Origin of the sequence: Priestia sp. YIM B13489 (assembly GCF_042787645.1) — a bacterium.
GTDB lineage: Bacteria > Bacillota > Bacilli > Bacillales > Bacillaceae_H > Priestia > Priestia megaterium.
The window spans coordinates 1,554,760-1,574,553 of the sequence record NZ_JBHZOQ010000053.1 but is presented as its reverse complement, the minus strand read 5'-3'; the positions used below and the strand labels follow the sequence as shown (position 1 = coordinate 1,574,553).

18 protein-coding genes and 1 pseudogene are annotated in these 19,794 nt (G+C 35.5%); 3 read left to right on the top strand and 16 right to left on the bottom strand.

Features of this window, described 5'->3' with window-relative positions:
- Nucleotides 1-11 precede the first annotated feature (11 nt).
- Together dhaK and ACFX4W_RS13890 are read right to left on the bottom strand one after the other, a co-directional pair.
- Nucleotides 12-1,775 (bottom strand): dihydroxyacetone kinase subunit DhaK, encoded by a 1,764-nt coding sequence (gene dhaK, locus ACFX4W_RS13895; protein WP_043981867.1) that lies wholly within the window; start codon nucleotides 1,773-1,775, stop codon nucleotides 12-14.
- 1 nt (nucleotide 1,776) lies between these two features.
- A complete protein-coding gene (locus tag ACFX4W_RS13890) occupies nucleotides 1,777-2,910 on the bottom strand; it encodes a glycerol dehydrogenase (RefSeq protein WP_043981866.1) in 1,134 nt (377 codons plus the stop codon).
- A gap of 311 nt (nucleotides 2,911-3,221) precedes the next feature.
- On the opposite strand from ACFX4W_RS13890, the gene ACFX4W_RS13885 reads away from it, so the two are divergent.
- The 3 genes from ACFX4W_RS13885 (at nucleotide 3,222) to ACFX4W_RS13875 (ending at nucleotide 6,345) form a co-directional block, all read left to right on the top strand.
- Entirely contained in the window at nucleotides 3,222-4,265 is a 1,044-nt protein-coding gene (locus tag ACFX4W_RS13885; RefSeq protein WP_116733231.1) for a PocR ligand-binding domain-containing protein, read from the top strand.
- Nucleotides 4,266-4,598: 333 nt separating this feature from the next.
- A complete protein-coding gene (locus tag ACFX4W_RS13880; protein ID WP_280559448.1) occupies nucleotides 4,599-5,045 on the top strand; it encodes a MarR family transcriptional regulator in 447 nt (148 codons plus the stop codon).
- Nucleotides 5,046-5,145: 100 nt separating this feature from the next.
- Entirely contained in the window at nucleotides 5,146-6,345 is a 1,200-nt protein-coding gene (locus ACFX4W_RS13875; protein WP_280559447.1) for an MFS transporter, read from the top strand.
- An 862-nt stretch (nucleotides 6,346-7,207) separates the two neighbouring features.
- On the opposite strand, the gene ACFX4W_RS13870 is transcribed toward ACFX4W_RS13875, so the two are convergent.
- The 14 genes and pseudogenes from ACFX4W_RS13870 to ACFX4W_RS13805 form a co-directional block, all read right to left on the bottom strand.
- Nucleotides 7,208-7,654, bottom strand: a complete 447-nt coding sequence (locus ACFX4W_RS13870; RefSeq protein WP_483879990.1) for an NmrA family NAD(P)-binding protein — start codon at nucleotides 7,652-7,654, stop codon at nucleotides 7,208-7,210.
- A gap of 193 nt (nucleotides 7,655-7,847) precedes the next feature.
- Entirely contained in the window at nucleotides 7,848-8,456 is a 609-nt protein-coding gene (locus tag ACFX4W_RS13865; protein WP_080781677.1) for a response regulator transcription factor, read from the bottom strand.
- Nucleotides 8,428-10,578 (bottom strand): sensor histidine kinase, encoded by a 2,151-nt coding sequence (locus ACFX4W_RS13860; protein WP_043981764.1) that lies wholly within the window; start codon nucleotides 10,576-10,578, stop codon nucleotides 8,428-8,430. Before ACFX4W_RS13860 ends, ACFX4W_RS13865 begins: the two co-directional genes overlap by 29 nt.
- Nucleotides 10,565-11,527: a polyprenyl synthetase family protein gene (locus ACFX4W_RS13855; RefSeq protein WP_043981765.1), complete on the bottom strand. Its 963-nt coding sequence runs from the start codon at nucleotides 11,525-11,527 to the stop codon at nucleotides 10,565-10,567. The genes ACFX4W_RS13860 and ACFX4W_RS13855 overlap by 14 nt, the downstream gene beginning before the upstream one ends.
- Nucleotides 11,514-11,687 (bottom strand): hypothetical protein, encoded by a 174-nt coding sequence (locus tag ACFX4W_RS13850; RefSeq protein WP_165574753.1) that lies wholly within the window; start codon nucleotides 11,685-11,687, stop codon nucleotides 11,514-11,516. The genes ACFX4W_RS13855 and ACFX4W_RS13850 overlap by 14 nt, the downstream gene beginning before the upstream one ends.
- A 220-nt stretch (nucleotides 11,688-11,907) precedes the next feature.
- A pseudogene (locus ACFX4W_RS13845) lies at nucleotides 11,908-12,033 on the bottom strand (cold-shock protein); the annotation flags it as partial.
- Nucleotides 12,034-12,321: 288 nt separating this feature from the next.
- A complete protein-coding gene (locus ACFX4W_RS13840) occupies nucleotides 12,322-13,725 on the bottom strand; it encodes an MFS transporter (protein WP_043981284.1) in 1,404 nt (467 codons plus the stop codon).
- A gap of 908 nt (nucleotides 13,726-14,633) precedes the next feature.
- On the bottom strand, nucleotides 14,634-15,848 hold the full coding sequence (locus tag ACFX4W_RS13835; protein ID WP_377559569.1) for a threonine synthase: 1,215 nt from the start codon (nucleotides 15,846-15,848) through the stop codon (nucleotides 14,634-14,636).
- 242 nt (nucleotides 15,849-16,090) lie between these two features.
- The gene (locus tag ACFX4W_RS13830) at nucleotides 16,091-16,381 is read right to left on the bottom strand and encodes a hypothetical protein (RefSeq protein ID WP_162214645.1); all 291 of its coding nucleotides are present in this window, start codon (nucleotides 16,379-16,381) and stop codon (nucleotides 16,091-16,093) included.
- Between the two features lie 37 nt (nucleotides 16,382-16,418).
- Entirely contained in the window at nucleotides 16,419-16,700 is a 282-nt protein-coding gene (locus ACFX4W_RS13825) for a hypothetical protein (protein ID WP_377559567.1), read from the bottom strand.
- A gap of 36 nt (nucleotides 16,701-16,736) precedes the next feature.
- The gene (locus tag ACFX4W_RS13820) at nucleotides 16,737-17,513 is read right to left on the bottom strand and encodes an SDR family NAD(P)-dependent oxidoreductase (protein ID WP_377559565.1); all 777 of its coding nucleotides are present in this window, start codon (nucleotides 17,511-17,513) and stop codon (nucleotides 16,737-16,739) included.
- Nucleotides 17,514-17,983: 470 nt separating this feature from the next.
- Entirely contained in the window at nucleotides 17,984-18,724 is a 741-nt protein-coding gene (locus ACFX4W_RS13815; protein ID WP_043981275.1) for a CPBP family intramembrane glutamic endopeptidase, read from the bottom strand.
- 162 nt (nucleotides 18,725-18,886) lie between these two features.
- Nucleotides 18,887-19,114: a hypothetical protein gene (locus ACFX4W_RS13810; protein WP_043981273.1), complete on the bottom strand. Its 228-nt coding sequence runs from the start codon at nucleotides 19,112-19,114 to the stop codon at nucleotides 18,887-18,889.
- A gap of 58 nt (nucleotides 19,115-19,172) precedes the next feature.
- On the bottom strand, nucleotides 19,173-19,619 hold the full coding sequence (locus ACFX4W_RS13805) for a helix-turn-helix domain-containing protein (RefSeq protein WP_277813729.1): 447 nt from the start codon (nucleotides 19,617-19,619) through the stop codon (nucleotides 19,173-19,175).
- Between the last annotated feature and the right edge of the window lie 175 nt (nucleotides 19,620-19,794).

The following is a 19,794-nucleotide window of genomic DNA, read 5'->3' as shown; positions in this document are numbered from 1 at the left end:
AATACCAAATTTTACTTATTTTCTCGCATTACTTGAGCTACTTCAGTAAAAATTACGCCTAAGCCATGTGCACCTGCGTCCGGATAACCAAGACTTCTTTCTCCAACCGTACCAGCACGTCCCATACGTGCAACAATCTGTTCGGTTGATTTTGCTCCTTCAACAGCAGCTTCTGCTGCTTTGACAAGAGCATGTTTCATGCTTTCACCTTCAGCAGCACTTGATGTTAACGTATCTGCATAAGGTACTAAGGCATCGATTAAAGTTTTATCTCCCACAACAGCTCCACGTCCAAAAGAACGTTCTCCTGTTGCTTGAATTCCTTTTACAGACGCTTGGATCATTTCAGCAAATTCTGTTAAATTCAGTTCGGTTTTAGATTCGGCGTTCTTTCCAGCCGCGCGAAATGCTGATCCCCAAATAGGGCCTGATGCTCCGCCACAGTGCTCCATGATAACGATAGAACACGCCTCTAAGAAGTTTCCAATATCATTTGATTTATTTTCGAGAATTTCGTGCCATTCAGCTTTCAGCTGTTTGAACCCTTTAGCAACACTCATACCAAAGTCTCCGTCACCAGCATGGGAATCTAATTCACAGAATGGTATTTCATTTCTAATAATACATTCACTCATTTGGTCAACCATAAAAATAATATTATTCAACGTCAATCGATTTTCGGTTACTACGGAATATTCTTTGTTGGTTTGCACCTCATAGGACACTTTCGGGGCCTCCGCGGTACCGATGATTTCATTATAAGTGACAGCTGGTATTTCACCTTTGATTTTTAGCGCAGGAGTATCGCACTCTTCAGATAGGAGACTCTTTAAGTGTTCATCTAATTTCATAATTGAAATAGAAGCACCGGCCATATCGATGGCTGTCATATAGTTTCCGACAAACGTTCTTGCAATCGTTACGTTTCTACGTGACAATTCACGAATGACAGAATGATTTAATAAATATAGTTCTTGAAGAGGTGTGCTTCCAAATCCATTAATTAGGACAGCCACTTCTCCTTTCCCATCTTCTATCCCTACTTCTTTTAATAATGAAGTTACCGTACGCTCTGCGAGTTCGTCTGCTGAAATAATTTTTTCACGACGGATACCAGGTTCTCCATGAATACCAACGCCAAACTCCATCTCATCTTCTGCAATCTCAAAAGTAGGAGTTCCTTTAGCAGGAACTGTGCAGGAAGTTAGTCCAAAGCCAATGCTTTTAACATTCGCAATAGCGTTTTCTGCTGCCTCTTTCACTTTTGGTAGATCATAGCCGCGTTCTGCTGCAGCACCTGCTATTTTATGAACAAGAACAGTACCAGCTACTCCGCGTCTTCCAACTGTATATAAACTGTCCTGTACAGCAATATCATCATCTACTTTTACATAATCCACTTGAATTCCATCTTCTTCTGCTAGATAAGCAGCATTCTTGAAATTCATCATGTCACCACTGTAGTTCTTAATCACTAGTAAAGTTCCCTTATCGCTAGCTGTTTCTTTAATAGCTTGATAAATCTGTATTTGAGAAGGTGAAGCAAATACATCACCACAAACTGCTGCATCTAACATGCCCTTTCCTACATATCCAGCGTGAGCAGGTTCATGTCCACTTCCGCCCCCGCTAATTATACTTACTTTACTTTTATTAATTTGGTCTTTTTTAATGACTTTATATTTTTCAATTAAATTCAGTTCAGGATGTGCTAGAACCATCCCTTTACACATCTCAAGTACAACATCTTCCGGTTTATTAATAATTTTTTTCATTTTATATCAACCTCTTCTTATAATCATTTCCAATTTGATCTGCTGCAAGAATAGCTGCAGCTACTGACTCTGGATTAACAGGGAATGGCATAGAATAGATAGATTCCTCTGGAATACAAGCTTTATTAGCTACTTCCATTAACTCTTCTTGTGTAATTTGTTCCACTCCAATATCAGCGAGACAAACTGGAAGTCCTACTGCTAAACAGAAATCTAACACTTCTTCTATTTCCTCAGTTGGCGCATTTTCCAATACCAATTGTGCTAATGTACCAAAAGCTACTTTTTCACCGTGGAAGTAATGGTGCGCACTTTCTAAAAGAGTAAGCCCATCATGAATCGCATGTGCTCCAGCTAATCCACCACTTTCAAACCCTAATCCTGATAATAAGATATTGGCTTCAATAATGTTTTCTAAGGCTGGAGTAACAACATTATGATCGCTTGCAGCTTTTGCTTTAACCCCGTCCTCTAATAGAGTGTTGTAGCAATGTTCTGCTAACACTAATGCTGCATTTGTACCTTTTGCTGGTGAACATAAGTCCTCACGTACTCCACAAGGTAATCCAGCATTTACATTAGAGAAAGAACGTGCTGTTGCTCTTGCTTCGAAATAAGTGGATAACGCATCCCCCATACCAGATACTAAGAATCTAGTAGGTGCATTAGCAATGACTGTTGTATCAATTAATACAACACTTGGGCTTTGCTTAAAGTATGCGTAATCATCGAAAGCACCCCCTGGTGTATAGATAACTGCGGAATGACTTGTAGGTGCATCCGTAGCAGCGATTGTTGGGACGATAATTAATCCCTCTCCCTCAGCCACACATTTTGCTGTATCAATTGCCTTACCGCCACCTAAACCAATTGTACAATCACAGTTGTTTTCTTTCGCTATTTCCTGCAATCTAGAAATTTCTGGTCTTGAACATTCGCCATTGAATCCGCCTTCAAAAAATGTAATACCATATTTTTCTGCTGTTGCATCTAATTTGTCTTGTACACGTTTAATATCTTGAGGATGTGCTATTAAAAGTGCAGAAGTACCAAATGTTTTCACAAAATAACCTAAATTTAAAATTTCATCTTCGCCTTGAATATATTTTGAAGGACTAATAAATGCTTTTCTCATAAATAAAACCTCCTAATTAACTTTGTAATCCCTTACAATCGGAATTTTACTATCTTTTGTATAAGATTACATTAGTCTTAAGTGACGAGTTTTTACAACTTTTTATCGTATTTTTTTGCTCTCTTCATTTAATATGGTATTATTATGACATTATTTTAGGTAAAAATACTACTAAGTTCACGTTGAAAAGAGGTTACCTTTATCGCTGAACAATCTTTTATTTTACGAACTCAGGAATAAAATAAAGATATTCTCAAATAGGTAATCCAAACTACCGCACGGAAAGTAGAAGCAAGGGAGATAAAACATCATTGAAAACTACTTACATGAATTTAGATAAAATACTAGATTTAAAGAAATGGCGAAACCTTCAAGATTCGCTTGCGCTTGTTACAAAATTAGCGATTGTCACGGTTAACTATAAAGGAGTGCCCATTTCTCAACACAGTGGTGTACGTCCGTTTTGTGAGACTATGCGTAAAGATCCTAATACAGCAAAGCTTTGTGAAAAGTGCGATGCGCGGGGAGGATTAGAGGCAGTCAGAACCAATGCTCCTTATATCTATTTATGTCACTGGAATATTATCGATATTGCCATTCCCATTATAATTGATGATAAATATGTAGGTGCCATCATGGCGGGAGAAGTGAAAATTAAGGACGGTGACAAACATCCTCCCTTGGAACAAATGCTTACTGTTCCATCAAAGGGATTTGAACAAAATTTAAATAATAATGAGGAAATACAGCGTCTATATGATTCTATTCCTACTCTATCCTATACAGAAATTAACGACGCTGCTCAAATGTTATATAGGCTCTGTAACTACATTGTAGAGGAAGCTATGAATAAAAACTTAATTTTAGAAGTATATGAAAAGATGGCTCCAGTAAAAGAGGACCTTTCTACTGAAGACATTTCTTACGGTTATTCTCTAGATAATATTCAAAATATAAAAAAGGAATTAGCCAACACCGTTACTAATGCTTACGTAAAAACGTCTATTAACGATCACTTAGTTTGTAAAAACAAAGTATTACAGCCAGCCTTTGACTACATTTATAAGCATAAAAGAGAAAAAATATCTCAACAAAAGATGGCTGATTTATGTCACATTAGTACAGGTTATTTCAGCCGTGTATTTACCAAAGAAACGGGTATGAATTTTTCTGTTTTTATTTCTCTCAAAAAAATAGAGTGGTCTAAACAATTATTAGAAAAAACGGATTTGTCTATTGCACAGATTAGTGATGAATTGGGTTTTAACGATCCCGGGTATTACATCAAGACATTTAAAAAATATGAAAATATAACTCCTAACGTCTATCGGAAATATTATCAAGAAAAGCTGTAGAATTTTCAGTCCTGATGTAAGAAATGTATATAACTTTTCCATACTGATACTATTACTCTAAAAAGGGATACTCTCAGTATGGAAAAGCAAAATCTCTTTAAGTGGAAACACGATTGATTTTTATCTGAGTAAAATAAGAAATAAACAAGCAGCATAGTAAATAAACAAATTTTTTATTTACTCCATAGTTTTAATAAAGTAGTTTAATCATTTACTTCTCATTAATAATAACGTTTATTACGTATTCGTAATAAACATTAAAGTGATTTGGTCGTTTTGTTGTGAAAGAAACAAAAACTCGTTATACTGTATACAAATTAGGGAGGAGTTATTATGGATAAACGACAGCAGTTAATGAGTGAACTTATGGACTTGTGTAATGAGATAATCTGGCGTAATAAACCTGAAGTAGAATTGGCTTTAAAGGACTATACGTTGAGTGAAATAGAATTAATTGAAAATATCTCTCTAATACCAAATGCGAATGTAACAAGACTTGCAGCTGCAAGCTACATGACTCGAGGTGCTATAAGCAAGCTTACCAAGAAGCTAATAGCTAAAAATATTATAGAGAGTTATCAAAGTGTCGAAAATAAAAAGGAAATATATTTTCGACTAACAACCAATGGACAAAAAATAAATGATATCCATCAAAAATTACACCAATCTTTTCTTGAACGTGATAAAGAAGTATTTAAGCACATGCCCGATGAAGAATTTGACACTATTTTTCGTTTCATTGGTCGATATAGACATCATCTGAAAAATATCACTGAGTAAGTGGTATTTTTTTATGTTGTTTTATTGTTGACGAGGAAACAATAAAACGGTAAACTTGTGTTTGCTTCCTAAGAAACAATAAATTTAAAGGAGAATTATCGTGGATACTTCAATAAATAAACATCCCCTAACGTTTGGGTTTATCACTGTCTTCTTAACTGGTCTTGGATTGACTATAGTTAGCCCCGTTTTACCTTTTTTAGTAAAGACTTATACTAGTAGTCTCAGCAGTCAGGCTACTGCAGTAACATTACTTACGTCTATATACGCTCTTTCTGTCTTTTTGGCTGCACCAGTTTTAGGTGCGTTAAGCGATAGGTATGGTCGTCGTCCAGTATTAATTATTAGTCTTATCGGCTCTGCCTTTGGTTATTTTATCTTTGGACTTGGAGGTTCACTTTGGATTCTCTTCCTTGGCCGTACCATTGAAGGTTTGACAGGTGGCGAAGTTTCAGCGATTTTTGCTTACTTTGCAGATATTACCTCTTCAAATGAACGCACTAAGTACTTTGGTTGGATTAGTGCTGTTGTTGGGGTTGGCACTGCTCTTGGCCCTATAATTGGAGGTGCACTTGCGACTTTCGGAAACAGTGTTCCTATGTATGCTGGTACGGTTATCACATTGCTTAATGCCATATATGGCTATTTTTTTATGCCTGAGAGTCTTGAGAAGTCCAGACGCTCTTTCAGTATTTCTGTTAGAGAGCTTAATCCATTTATACAATTATCCAAGGTTTTTTCCTTTAAATCTGTTAAATGGCTGTTAATTGCTGGGTTCCTAGTTTGGATTCCTAACGGATCATTACAAGCTATCTTCTCTCAGTTTTCAATAGATACCTTTGCATGGCAGCCTATATTTATTGGTCTGACATTTTCTATAATAGGTGTACTTGATATCTTTTCACAAACAATCATTATGCCACGATTACTCAAATTCTTGACAGATAAAAAAATTGCTCTTTTAGGCATGATAAGTCAAATTATTGGTTTTATCCTTATTTCAATTTCAGCCCTTACAGCTTTTTATTTCGTCTTTATTGTTGGGATGATTTTCTTCGGGCTGGGTGATTCGGTCTTTGGGCCATCATTTAATGGTATGCTTTCAAAATCAGTTAGTGACAGTGAGCAAGGGCATATACTAGGGGGAGCCCAAAGCATTCAATCTCTAGCTCGGTTCATTGGACCAATTATTGGCGGTCAGTTGTATTCAGTAGTTAGCCACACTACTCCAGCCGTCATGGGTATGGTATTGATTGGTATCTCTACTCTCGTTTTATCAAAAAAGCATCGTTATAGTTAATAAAAAACAACCCTTAAACAAGAACAGAAGAACTGTCTCTTAACCGATGGGAGTTTTTTCTGTTTTATAAGTGTATACCTTATAAGCAGTTAGTTCACATAAACACTCTTTCCGGAACACACGCAAAAAGAGAATACTTGGAAATGAACTGAACCCAAAAAGTTAGACAATTTATATTTAAGCANCTCGTAGAGAGGTATTCATAACAGCACGCTCCTTTTCGTTAGAAGATAGCCACAAATTTATTTTCGTGTTGAAGACCAGTGAGAAGTGGGCGCTCTTTCGAGCCTGTCATTGTCTATAAAGACGACAGTATCCGTCCAGTTATACAATATTCTTGTTTTTCTGTTCTCTTTCGAGATAACGGCTTTCGCTTTTTCTCACGTCCCATACCCTCTGCCACTTCGTTTGACTTTACAGTCATCCTACTGCTTATGCAGATGACATAGGGCTTACCAAGTTCCACATTCCACAGATACGATAGGGGTAGGCAGGTTCTTTACTCCGGGTAAGATGCGGGACGCATCAGAGCAGCCTTATGATTCTACTTTTCCTCTTACCAAGACCCAAGCGAGACTTATGCATTATCTTGAGCTAACACTGACGAAGCTTACAAACCTTCACTTTCGTTTACCATACCTATCTTCTCCTAGCAGTATTCTGGACTATGCATTTGTCCTCTGGTTCCGCATTTCCTCATGCAACCGACAGGCTCGTTACCAAGAATGCCGTTTCGGATGGAGATCATCTCTGCGTCTAGATGAGTAGCGTTAGCTACACTGTAAGAAAGCGACTTCTTGTCGCACCATAAGTCGTGTTCTAGGTATTAACTAAAGAGTTATATATTATTAAGTTAAGCTGCTTACACTCTATTTACCTTAATGTCGTTTTTATATTTCTCAGCCCATTCATTAAAAGAAGTTAATTTAATATTATAAGGTTTCAATGAATTAATATTTACTGTGTATCCAACTTTATTATTCCATTCTTGAGATCTTACTAGACCATGCAAGATACCTTGTTCTTCAGCTTCTTGAGGACTAAGTGAAACAGATATAATACTTTCTCCTGTAACACTTGCCAGTATTTCTGCTACTTCTTTCATTGTCAAACTCTCTGAAGCCAACTCAATACTTTTTTTGTTGAATTTCTCAGAGTTGTCAAATGCAGCAATAGCATCTGCTGCAATTAAATCTAAACTTGTCTCTGCTAACATAGCCGTTCTTACTTCTCCTTGTTGTAAATGAGGAAACATAAAAGTAGATTTAGGTTGAGCAAAATTATCCATAATGAATGCTGGCTTTAGTATTGTCCAAGATGAAAATCCTTCTTTAAAACCTTTTCACAATGTGAGGGAGGAATGGAGATCACAACAAATGTATAGGTAGCTATTCGATAGATGAATGTTAGAGGTTTTCGTGTATAAATTTATAATATATTAACAAGAAAGCGCAAGACACAGTGTCTAGCGCTTTTTATTACAAAACTGTCATTTCTAAGTTTTAAAAGTCTTCAATTAATCCTTTTTTTATTCCTTTTACTACTGCTCCTACTCGTGAATCTACATCTAGTTTTCTAATAATAGAAGAAATATGATATTCTACTGTTCTTTTGCTAATCGAAAGATCCATACTAATTTCGTAATTAGTCTTATCTTTGGAAATTAAAAGAAGTATCTTTTGCTCTGCAGAAGTAAGGGCTTCAAAATCCTTTGTACTAATTTGGTTTTTAGAAAATAGTATATAACCCATATTGCTTTGACGGATAGCATTAGCTAGATCGAAAGCAGATCTTTCTTTTGTAATATACGCACTAGCGCCGGCTTTGAATGCTGCATTGTAGTATTCTTCATGATCATACCCTGATAAAATAACAACTTTTGTTTCTGGAAATTTAGATAATAGTTCTTTTGTTAACTCAATTCCGTTAAATTCTTTCATACGAACATCTGTAACTACTACATCAGGGGATGTAGTTCCTACAACTTCAAGTAAAGAAGAAGGATCACTGACCGTATCTATAATCTCAATGTCTTCTTCACTTTCTAGTAATCTTCTAATCCCTAACATTACAAGTAAATGGTCATCCACTAGTAGCGTACGTATACTCATCTTTATCCCCCCAGTCCAATGGAATAGTGAATGTGACGAAAGTACCTTGTCCTTTATCAGAAGAAATTCTTATACTCCCATTTAATTCGGCAATTTGGCGATGAATAGTTAATAAACCAAGGTGGTTACCTTTACTAAAATCAAAGAAATTGTCCGGGACATCAAATCCTATTCCATCATCTTTTACACTGCACTGGTAGAAACCATTCTCTTCTAAAATAAGAACCGTAATGTTTTTACCTTTTGAGTGTTTAACAGCATTGTTTAACAGCTCTTTTATTATACGATAAACTTGTATTTCATGATTTTTGGAAATGATTTTGAACTCACAATTAAATTGAACATGAATTAAAATACTATAGTTTAATTCAAATTCCCGTTTTAAAGACTGTAAACTTGGCTCTAGGCCCAAATCTTCTACGATGATAGGGTGAAGGTCATGACACATCTTTCGAATGTTATAAATCATTCCTTCAAGTTGATCATCCATTTCATCTAGTAAAGTCACTGAGAAATTTCTTTTTGTTTGCATTATTCTAACTTCATTTAATTGTAAAATCAGACTCTGAAGGATTTCATCATGTAAGAAGATAGACAATCTTTTCCTCTCGTTTTCTAGAGACTGAATTACTTGATGGTTAAATTGGTTCCAGTTCTTAACTCTTGTCTTGGTTCGACGTAGTTGCTTTTCATTAATATTGAGAATAGCTGCACTTGAAAGTATATCTGCTGATTCACATATTAGTTCTTTAAGCTCATTGAACTCTTTCCCTTGGAAGAGGGTATGGTTGTTTTTCTCACCTATCACAATAACACCTTGAACTAATTGGTTTATTGCGATTGGAAAACAGATTAAGTGATATTTTTCAAAATGCATATGTATATTCGGGGTTTGATCTTCAATAAGAAGTATATCTTTTTCAAGCTTATTTATTTCATTAAGAAAGTTAAATTGATTCATGGTTTGGAAAATGCCCGTCTCATGTAATGAATGATATATATTATTAGAATTCCATACAATGCATAAACCATTGATATCAAACTTCTGATGAATAACTTTTCCTATAATTTTTGCAAGGTTTTTAGCATGCTTTTCTTTGGACAATGTTTGGAAAAGTTCAATTTCATTTAGGTCCGTAGTCTCTTTATTTTTTGTCTTTTTATGTATAAAAGTGTTAATACCTAACTTATAAAGGAAAATCGAGGACCATGCAGACAAAAGGCCTACACTACATATCACAAATAATTCTCTATTAGAAAGATGCATGAATTGTTTAATTAAAATACTAAAAAGTAAAAAGTTAAGTATGTAAAAAAGCAATATATTAATCCACTTAGTAATTTCCAATTCGACTTCAATAATTTCATGTTTCACCAGTAGATAAGAAGTCGTCAGTGGAAAGACTACAATGCTGGGCAAACAATAGACAAAAGGTATTTGAGATTCTCCAAAAATTAATCCAGGTATTAAGTTGAATAAAAAAAGTGGACCAAAGCTAAAAACAATTCCGAAAATCAAGATATATAACTGATTTCTTACTTTTAATGAATTGGTTTTTAGATGCAAAGATATAAAGAAAATACATCCAGAAATACTAAGAAACAAGTTACCAATTAATAACACTCTGTATATGTAAAAAAAATTAGAATGCTCTACATAACCAAGGTAATTGCAAATTAAGTAAACTACAGATGATAGAGTTGAGAAAATTAACGATAAAAAAATTATAATTTTCACATACTTAGGTTTAGTCGAAACTGGGAAGTGAGCAAAGAAACTTAGTAATAGGTAAGAGAGCATAAATACACTAATGATCTCTATACTTTTGAAAACTGGTATATCTTGACTGGACAAAACAGAGGTAGAAATAGCAATACCAGAGACGGATGTTAATAAGAAGAAATTTTTGATTACGATTGATTTTTGTTTCTTAAAAAAGCTAAATAATCCAATGCTGAAAAATATCAGACTAATAACACTTACTACATAAAAAGAATGTAAAGTTGGTGAATCCACAAATTTTCTAAAATCACTTAGATATAAATAATATCCGTTCACTATAAAAATTATTATGTACAAAGTGCCTAAAGGCAAACAAATTAATAAATTATGTTTGTTCATGCTGTTGACTCCTTTGTAGAAATAAAGATTTGAAGTATTTCATTTCTGTCTTTGAAAGCTTAAAATGCTCTTCTAAAAGCTTAAATGCTTTCATGTAGTAAAACCTAGATAAGATATGACAATAATCGATAGAGCCTGATTGTTCTATGTACTCCCTTATCAACTGTCTTTTTAAAGGAGAGGTCATGATTTCTTCATCTTTTAACTTATGAAAAAAATCATCTTGTGTATCACAGCTATACTCATAAGCTTTTAAAAAAGGAAGATACGCTTTTAAATCTCGAAGATCACTTTTCTCGTCATTCAGTACGTCTGCAGCATCATTTCTCAATTGACCAGCTACACCTATATAATAAGTGATTTTTTTTAATATAACGTGTGAAGGATCGATAGCTTGGGCAATTATCTCTGTAAGTTTACCAGATTTTTGTTTAATCAGTTTAAAGTAATCTTCTTCAGTAGGTATAACTCGTTTATTTATAGAGAAACGGAAGTGAAGGTCTTGCCACTCGCCACTTCCCGACTCCATTATAAGGTTAAAGAGGCAATTGTCTTCATAAGAGGTTGAGATAGGTCTGAGGTAGGAGAAGCCTTTTGCCAGTAGATATTGAGAAATAAGTATAAGGTATCGATCTTCATTTTGAAAGGTTGGAAGATTTGGATCGTCACAATCACATATATCATCTACTATGTCTGCAGATAAGAATATACATTCGATACCAAAAGCCCTTTCAAAATCTTCCTTTGTCATTTTTCTTCTTTTCAAAAAATAAGAGAGAGTAAGGTATAATTCTCCCCATGAAAATCCTGAAAGTTCTTGGTTTAATAATTTTCCTCTTTTAGAGAGCTGCTTTAGAGCAAGAAAGTCTACTTCTGCTCTTCCATTTTGCTTATAGCTAGAAAGATGTTGTTTAATGTGGTCAATTAAATCACTTCTAAACCCATTCATTCCCAGCCTCGTTCCCTAGAACTATACTTCTTGCATATTCATTTAATATAACTTTTTCTTCAGATGATAGGGCATTCAAAGATGGACATAACTCATAATTTTCAAAGGTAAGGTTATTTTTTTTCATTTCCATTAAAAAACTCCATAGTGTTTTAGTCATAAGAAAAACCCTCTTTCTAGAAAATGGTTATTAAACTACTATAAGTAAAAATCTACAATAGAACTATTTATTTTTCAATACTATACTTTTATGTATTTTTTTGCATATGCGGAAATTTACAAAATCTTATTGCGGTATATACGGATTCTTTATAAAAAAGCGTCTGGTAAATTAAATGTATAAGACATAACGTCTTAATAAAAACTTTCTGGAGGAATANTTCTAATGATTTAAAGCCTTCACCTTGAATAGAGCTGAAATGTACGAATACATCGTCTCCGCCTTCAATTTCGATAAAGCCGAAGCCTTTGTCTGCATTAAACCATTTCACTGTACCTTGTTCCATAATTGTTGCCTCCTGGTGTGGAATACTCCACGCTTGTATTACTACCCTTGTCCAACCATACTATCTTAAGATAAAAAATTCTATGGAAGACATTTCTCTTCTCTCAATCTTATACCGAACAAAAATAATTAACTTAATCGTAACATACAGAATCAAAGATAGCAAATACAGGGAATGGGATAAATGATTGAATCATAAAAAGAGCCTTCTCTATGCGATACAAGGAGAAGGCTCTTTTTAAGTGTTCATATTTTGCGCAGCAGTTAATGCAGCTGCTGTTTATTTACTTTATTTTTCTGTTTGCTCTGTATTCCACCATAATGAATCTTTTGGATTTTCAACCGCTTCATTGTATTCAGATTTAGAAGCAACCGTTGGGTATGAACCTTTGAGTGATTTTCCTGCCGTGTTCGCAAACAAGAATAAAATCACGAAAAATCCGATGATGCTCACAATCGTTAAATAGAACGCTGGAGCCAAGTGATTGCCCGTTGCGTGAACTAACCATGTCGCAACCAATGGCGTCGTTCCTCCAAAGATAGACACTGAAACATTAAACGTGATCGCTAATGTACGGTAGCGAATATCTGTGTAGAACATTGTTGGCAGCGTTCCTGGCATTGTTCCTTCATACGTAGCAAGTAAAACACCTAGAATAAGAATACCGATTGAAACAAATACTAAACCATTTAAGTTGATTAAATAGAACGAAAAGGCTGACAGTAAGCTCAATCCGCCTAAACCGATTAAGAAAACTTTCTTGTTTCCGATTTTGTCGCTCAGTTTTCCAAACATAAGAGCAAGCGGCACCATTAAAATCATAACTGCCGTAATTAATACCGTACCAACTGTGTTTGATAAACCAATAATTTCATTCAAATAAGAAGGCATGTACGATAATAGCATATAGTTTGTAATGTTAAAGAAAGCCACGGCTACGAAACAAACAAACACATCTTTTTTGTGATTTTTTAAAATAGAGAGGAAGCTTTCTTCTTCAACTTCGTCTTCGTTGGAAAGTTCATTTTCAAAAATAGGTGTTTCCCCTAAACTTCTTCGTAAATAAAAACCAATAAGTCCTAAAGGCAATCCTAATAAGAAGGGAATTCTCCAGCCCCATGAGGCCATTTGTTTATCCGACAGAATAAAAAATAGTAAGCTAGCTAGCAGTGAAGCAAGAATATAACCAACAAGTGTACCGATTTCTAGTCCACTTCCAAGCACATTTCGCTTGTTATCTGGAGACGATTCTGCAATATACACCATCGCACCAGCATATTCACCACCAGTTGAAAAACCTTGAATAATTCGTGCAATTAATAAAAGGATGGGTGCCCATATACCGATTTGATCATATGTAGGTAACAACCCAATGAGTAATGTGGAAAAGGCCATTAAAATAATGGTAGTGGTTAAAACGACTTTCCTTCCTAACTTGTCCCCAATTCTACCGAATATAACACCGCCTAATGGACGCATTAAAAAGGCAATCGCAAATGTGGCAAATGTGAACACTAATTTGAGCTGATCATTTTCAACTGCACTAAAAAAGTTTTGACTAATAATTACGGCTAAATATGAGTACAAGCCAAAGTCAAACCATTCCATCGCGTTTCCTACTCCTGTAGCAAAGACGCTTTTTTTAGCTTTGTCAATATCTACGACGTTAATTTTTTTCTTATTAAACTTCATTTCATTACGTCACCTCCGCGGTATACGATTATACAAGACTGAGTAGCAAAGTCAAATTTGACTTACTGTATTTCACACTTAAATGTGTTGTAACTCTCTTTATTTTTAAGTAAAAAACAAAAACTATTCATGTGATGTTAAATATTAAAAAAGGTTATGGCTAAAGGGATTGAAGCCAAAAAATGCTGAGGAAGGAACGCTAACAAATAAATGAATTAAAACCAAAATAAACTTTTTTTATTTCAACGTACAATTCATTGCTATTTAAAAAACGATTTTCGCCTAAAATAGGGATCGTTTTCGATGGAATTACAGTCGCTGAAATAGTAACTTGTCGTTAAAGAGAGCGCATCTGGTTTACAATTTATTGGTATCAATTTCCACTCAGGTTATCTGACAATTATTGTTACAACCCATTAGATATAAGCTTTATTTTGTAATAGATACTCTGTTTCTATTACAAAAATTATGTAGCCTTAAAAATAAATATAAAGCTCGTTCTAACAAGTGAAGCAATGGATGATTCGGTCCATAGAATAAAACTTTAAGAGTTGGCTGGGGTCGAGGGATAAAAATTCAACTCCTTTCTCCGTATAATCGTTCGTGGCTTCAAGTAAGTTTTCTACTGTAAAAGCAAGCTGGTTTACAGTGCTACTTTTGGCATATTCTTCAACTTGCGTAATATGCCAGCTCCACTCCCTCACCACGCTGTTTTTCCGGATAGAAAGATACTCTCTTTCTTCTCTTAGATACCCTATAAGACGAACTTTAAACCTAAATACACCCATATAGTTTTGAACATAAAGATTCACACTTATTACATTTTTTTACATTTGGTAAACGTTTTATCTGCGTTAACATAAAAAAATAGACCTTCGCTTAGAAGAAGATCTATTTTTTTACTCGCTTTATTTTTTAGTAAGGCTGCCATTTTGCTCTAAAACAGGGACTTCAATATCTACCGTGTTTGGATATTTAACTCCAAGCCCTGTATTTAAAGCCACAACCGTTTCATTTTCTTTGATCCATCCTTCTTCTCGCAAACGGCGTGCAGCTAGAAATGTAGCCGCGCCTTCAGGACAAATAAACGAACCTTCAAGCTGCGCAACCTTTTTTTGTTCCTCCACAATCTTATCTTCATCCACCGCAATCGCACATCCATTTGTATTGTATACGGCTTCTAAAACTAAGAAGTCTCCAATTGCTTTTGGTACGTTAATACCAAAGGCAATGGTTGAAGAATCCGGCCAAAATTCAGATTCTTGTTTTCTTTCATTCCATGCTTTTACAATAGGCGCACAGTTTTCAGCTTGTACCGCAACTAAACGAGGAAGATCACCTTTAATCCAGCCAAGCTCTTTTAATTCATTTAACGCTTTATAGATGCCGATTAAACCAACCCCTCCTCCTGTTGGATATAAAATCACATCAGGAAGATTCCAAGAAAACTGTTCAGCAATTTCCAGGCCCATTGTTTTTTTACCTTCGATTCGGTACGGCTCTTTAAGCGTAGAAGCATCATATAGACCCCCGGCTTTAATAGCTTCACCGACAATTTTACCCGCATCGCTGATGAGTCCATCTACTAAGTAAAGGTCGGCGCCAGCGACAGCACACTCATTTCGTGTAATAACAGGCGCATCTTTTGGCATCACAACAGTTGCTTTTATGTCAGCGCGTGACGAATAAAGCGACCAAGCGGCTCCGGCGTTCCCATTTGTAGGCATCGCTAACTGTTCAACGCCCAGTTCTTTTGCTTTTGACACCCCTACAGCGGCGCCTCTAGCTTTAAATGATCCCGTTGGAATAATGCCTTCATCTTTCATATATAAGTTTGGAATGTCCATTTCTTTACCTAGCTTAGGCATTTTTATAAGCGGAGTCATCCCTTCTCCTAAGGAAACGACGTTTTCTGGATCTTCTACTGGAAGCAATTCATGATATCTCCATAGATTCGGTTCTCTGCTTTTGACATCTCCTGGACTTAGATTGTCTTTCAGTCTCTCTAAATCATACGCTACTAATAAAGGTGAGCCACATTCACATAATTGATGTTTTTCTTTTGGACTATATTCTTTTTTACATTTAGGACAATATAAGTGAGAAACATAACTAAACGGCATCATACACACTCCTTTAAATTCTGTAAACATACTACCCTATATATATTATAATTTATATTATTTTTATCAGAATTGTAAGGTATGATTTATCCATCATTTTATTGAATATTAATAAAAGCCTAAAAACCCCTGTTATAGTAGGGTTTTTAGGCTTCTTTCCACTTTGTTTATATTACTTTTTTAGATTTCCCCATCATTACCTCATCTGCGGATATGAACTTTTGATAGTTCTCTCCCTGTTCCTAAACAGATTTATTCATACTTTCTTTCTTAAAGATTCCTATTAACAGCGTAACAAGTCCTATTAAAAAGAAAAACGGAAACAATAACATCATTAATGCAACTCCCGCAAAACCTTCTTCCTGGCTAATCGCAAACAAAATCGAAACGACCCATGAGAAGAATGGAGCTATGATCAATATGGTTGTTGTTCCCCACACTATATATTTTCTTTTTGCTGATTTTCCTTGACTTAGTCCGCTTGCAAACATCAGACCTACTACTAAAACCGTTAACGCAACTCCAATTGCCATTTCATCACCGCCTTTAGCAGCTATTTTATTTCTGACTTTAGAGAGTTTTCTTTTTTGCCTCTTGGACGGAAATGAATACACTTGTAATAACGAGTAAGATCAAACCTTCTCCGATAATCATCAAACCTTTTATTTGAATGTCTAAAGCATCAAATCCGCTTATTTTGGCAAAAGAGTAAAGAAGTAAAAATAAACCGAACAACACCGTAACAAAAGAAATAACAAGGGCAACTATTCTTTTGTTAAACGCAATACTTATAAAAAGGAAGACCGTAAATACGATACTAATGGCCATACAATTAGTTAGAATAAAAGACATAAACACCCCCTTAAATACCTTTTTATTTCATTAATCTTACTCAAACCTAAACCCAATTCCACCATCTACAATAATGTTTTGACCCGTAACAAAAGAAGCGTCATCCGAAAGAAGCCACTTTACTGCTTTTGCCGCTTCAAGCGGATCACCAATTCTGCCTAGCGCGTTTAGCTTTTGATAGGATTGATTGAGCTTTGCTTTTTCACCTGAAGATAGATTTGAAAATCTTTCTTCTAACATAGGCGTACGAAATGCACCCGGGCAAAAAGAGTTAATTCTTATATTTTGATGGCCATATTCCTGAGCAACTGATTTCGTTAAAGCGATCACACCGCTTTTTCCAGCCGCATATACGCCAGTCCCCGCTGAACATAAAATCGCGTCCATTGACGATGTATTCACAATGATACCGCTGTTTTGTTTGGTCATTACCTGCAGCTGATACTTCATACAAAGCCATACACTTTTTAACGTAACGTTAATTAAATGATCAAAGTCCTCTTCTTTGAATTCATGTGTAGCACTAGAGGAAGCCTCAGTGTTAGCCGCATTGTTAAAGCCCACGTCAATTTTTCCAAATATAGAGTATGTTTGGCTAACAAGGTTTTTAACATCTTGACTATTCGTTACATCGGTTTTGATAAAAAGAGAGCGAGGAGACCACTTTCTTAATCTAGAAAGAGCTTCTTCTCCTTTTTCACTATTTCTAGAAGCGATCACAACATGCATGCCCTCTTTTGCGAGTAATTCCGCTGTTGCTAAACCAATCCCCGACGTTCCACCCGTAATAATACCTACCTTTTCTTCAAACATATCTTTCTCCCCTTTTGCGTTTAATAAGATCTCAACCAATTAAATTTAGCAACATTAGTCATAAGAGTTATTCAGCTTTGGAGAGATTAATACCTGCTTCGGAACTCTAAAAAGAGAGTGAGACCACAACTAAAGCAATTCAATCTAAAGGCGAACGAATTGGAGAAAGGAGCTAGTATAGGTCACTTGCTACACCGCTGTTGATTTCCGTGCAAGGCTTCGCTTTCCGCGGGCGGCCGGTGAGCCTCCTCGTCACTTACGTTCCTGCGGGGTCTCACCTATTCCACTTTCCCCGCAGGAGTCTTCGCCTTGCCCTCCAATCAACCGCTAGAAGCACCCACCCACATAAACGAAACCTACGTTCATCACAACAACAAAAAATCCGAACGAGTTTGATTCTCCATCAAGAATCTCCATTCATCGTTCAGATTTTTCTTTAACTAAAATACTGTTGTTGCAGTCTCTTTTGATTAGCTACTAATCTGATGTTGAGAAACTGATAAAGTAGATTTTCGATTCCATAAATAAAAGGCATATCCGCTTAAAAATAAAAGCAGCGCGTAATTAACAAGGAAAGAATCGTTAGCGTCGACAGGGCTTGTAAACTGGAGAAAATTATTTAAGCCGTGGAATGCAATCGTAATTCCAATCGATTGACCGTTAACGATCAGCAAAGCCAGCACCAACCCAATAACAAATGCAAATAAAATTTGAAAAATTGTATTTGCTACCGATTGACCGCTTAGTATATTCAAACTGTGCGTAAAGGCAAATAGAAACGATGATAGAAGAACCGCCACTTTATAGCTTTTTGCTAACAGCAGATTAAGGATAAATCCTCTAAATACCATCTCTTCTACAAATGCTATGACTAGAGTTTGGGTAAGCAAAATAAGAACAAGATCAGCAATGGAACTTCCGTGTACACCTTTGTTTCCAATGAGGATAATAAGCAAATACAAAAGAAGCGGAGAAAGAAACAGGATTCTCGTTCTAAACGACATGTTTTGTTGAAAGGAGAAAAAATGCGGCCACTTTTTTGTTTTTGTTAGATAAAATACTATTGCAATCGCCAAAGGGACGATTCCTAAAAACTGAAGATAATGTGCAGCAGGATGCGTCATGCTCACGTATGCACCGTTTACCACAAACCAAAAGATAACTAAGATTTCTAGGCCAATAACTTTCCACAAAAGCTTTGACTTGATCATCACTACGCCACCTTTCTGCTTTAGGCTTCATTGATAACCTATACTATTCGTTTTAAGGATTTTATATGTTTTCATCCTTTTATCATTTGAGCTCAAAGGCCATGTGAAGCAACGCTTTTTCCTTTTAAAATAAGAAGGTAGTTCCTTACTTTTTTAATGTAACTACACAAGGTACAAAAATACACAAAACCCTGCCCACGTGACATAATCACTGAACTCCATTTTTTTACCGCCTCTAACAAGTACACTAAGTACCCAATTGGAAATACTTCCTTCAGGCGTTTTGTGTATATATCTGCTGGCTAAAGCGTATGCTCCCACTCGAAATAAGTAATAGCTTACTAAACATAAAAAGGATATGGTCATAAAATTTAAATTTAACTCTTTCACCTGGTACACCTCATTATTTTTCTACTATTTCATAGGATAGCTTACGCAGCTTGTTCTTTTACCCTTGTTCGTAAAAGTCCTTTTTGATATCTCGCAAAAGTTTTAAGATACCTTTATAAAAACAAGCAATTAGCATTCCAGCCATGTTGGTTACCATCGTGATTGTAAGATTGCCGATAATCAGGCTAAGAAAAGTACCAAGAAACATGATGCCTATTCCGATATAAAAACCTGGGTGAAGCAGTTCATCGTCGTCTTCTTTTTCCTCTTCCCGAATATTTATTCTGCTTTGTAATGCAACATCACTTTTAATAAATTCATCAATGGTTGTTCCATAGATGTCCCCTAACTTTAAAAGATGCTGAATTTCGGGATAGCTCTGATTATTTTCCCACTTATGTATGTTTTGTACAGATACCCCCACTTGCTTAGCAACCTCTTCTTGAGACATTTTTTGTTCTTCTCTTAGTTTTTGTAACTGATTTCCTAACCTCAACCCATTCACCTCTATGACTATAGCAGCGTGTAAACAAAATTTGCTTGCACTACATTTTCTCGTTTCCTACAATTCTAACATATTGTGGTAAAAATGAAAGAAACAGTTAATAAGGCGTATACCAAAAACTGAAATGCCGGTAATAAAAAATAGTGAGAATTCTCATGTGTAAAAAATGAAAGAA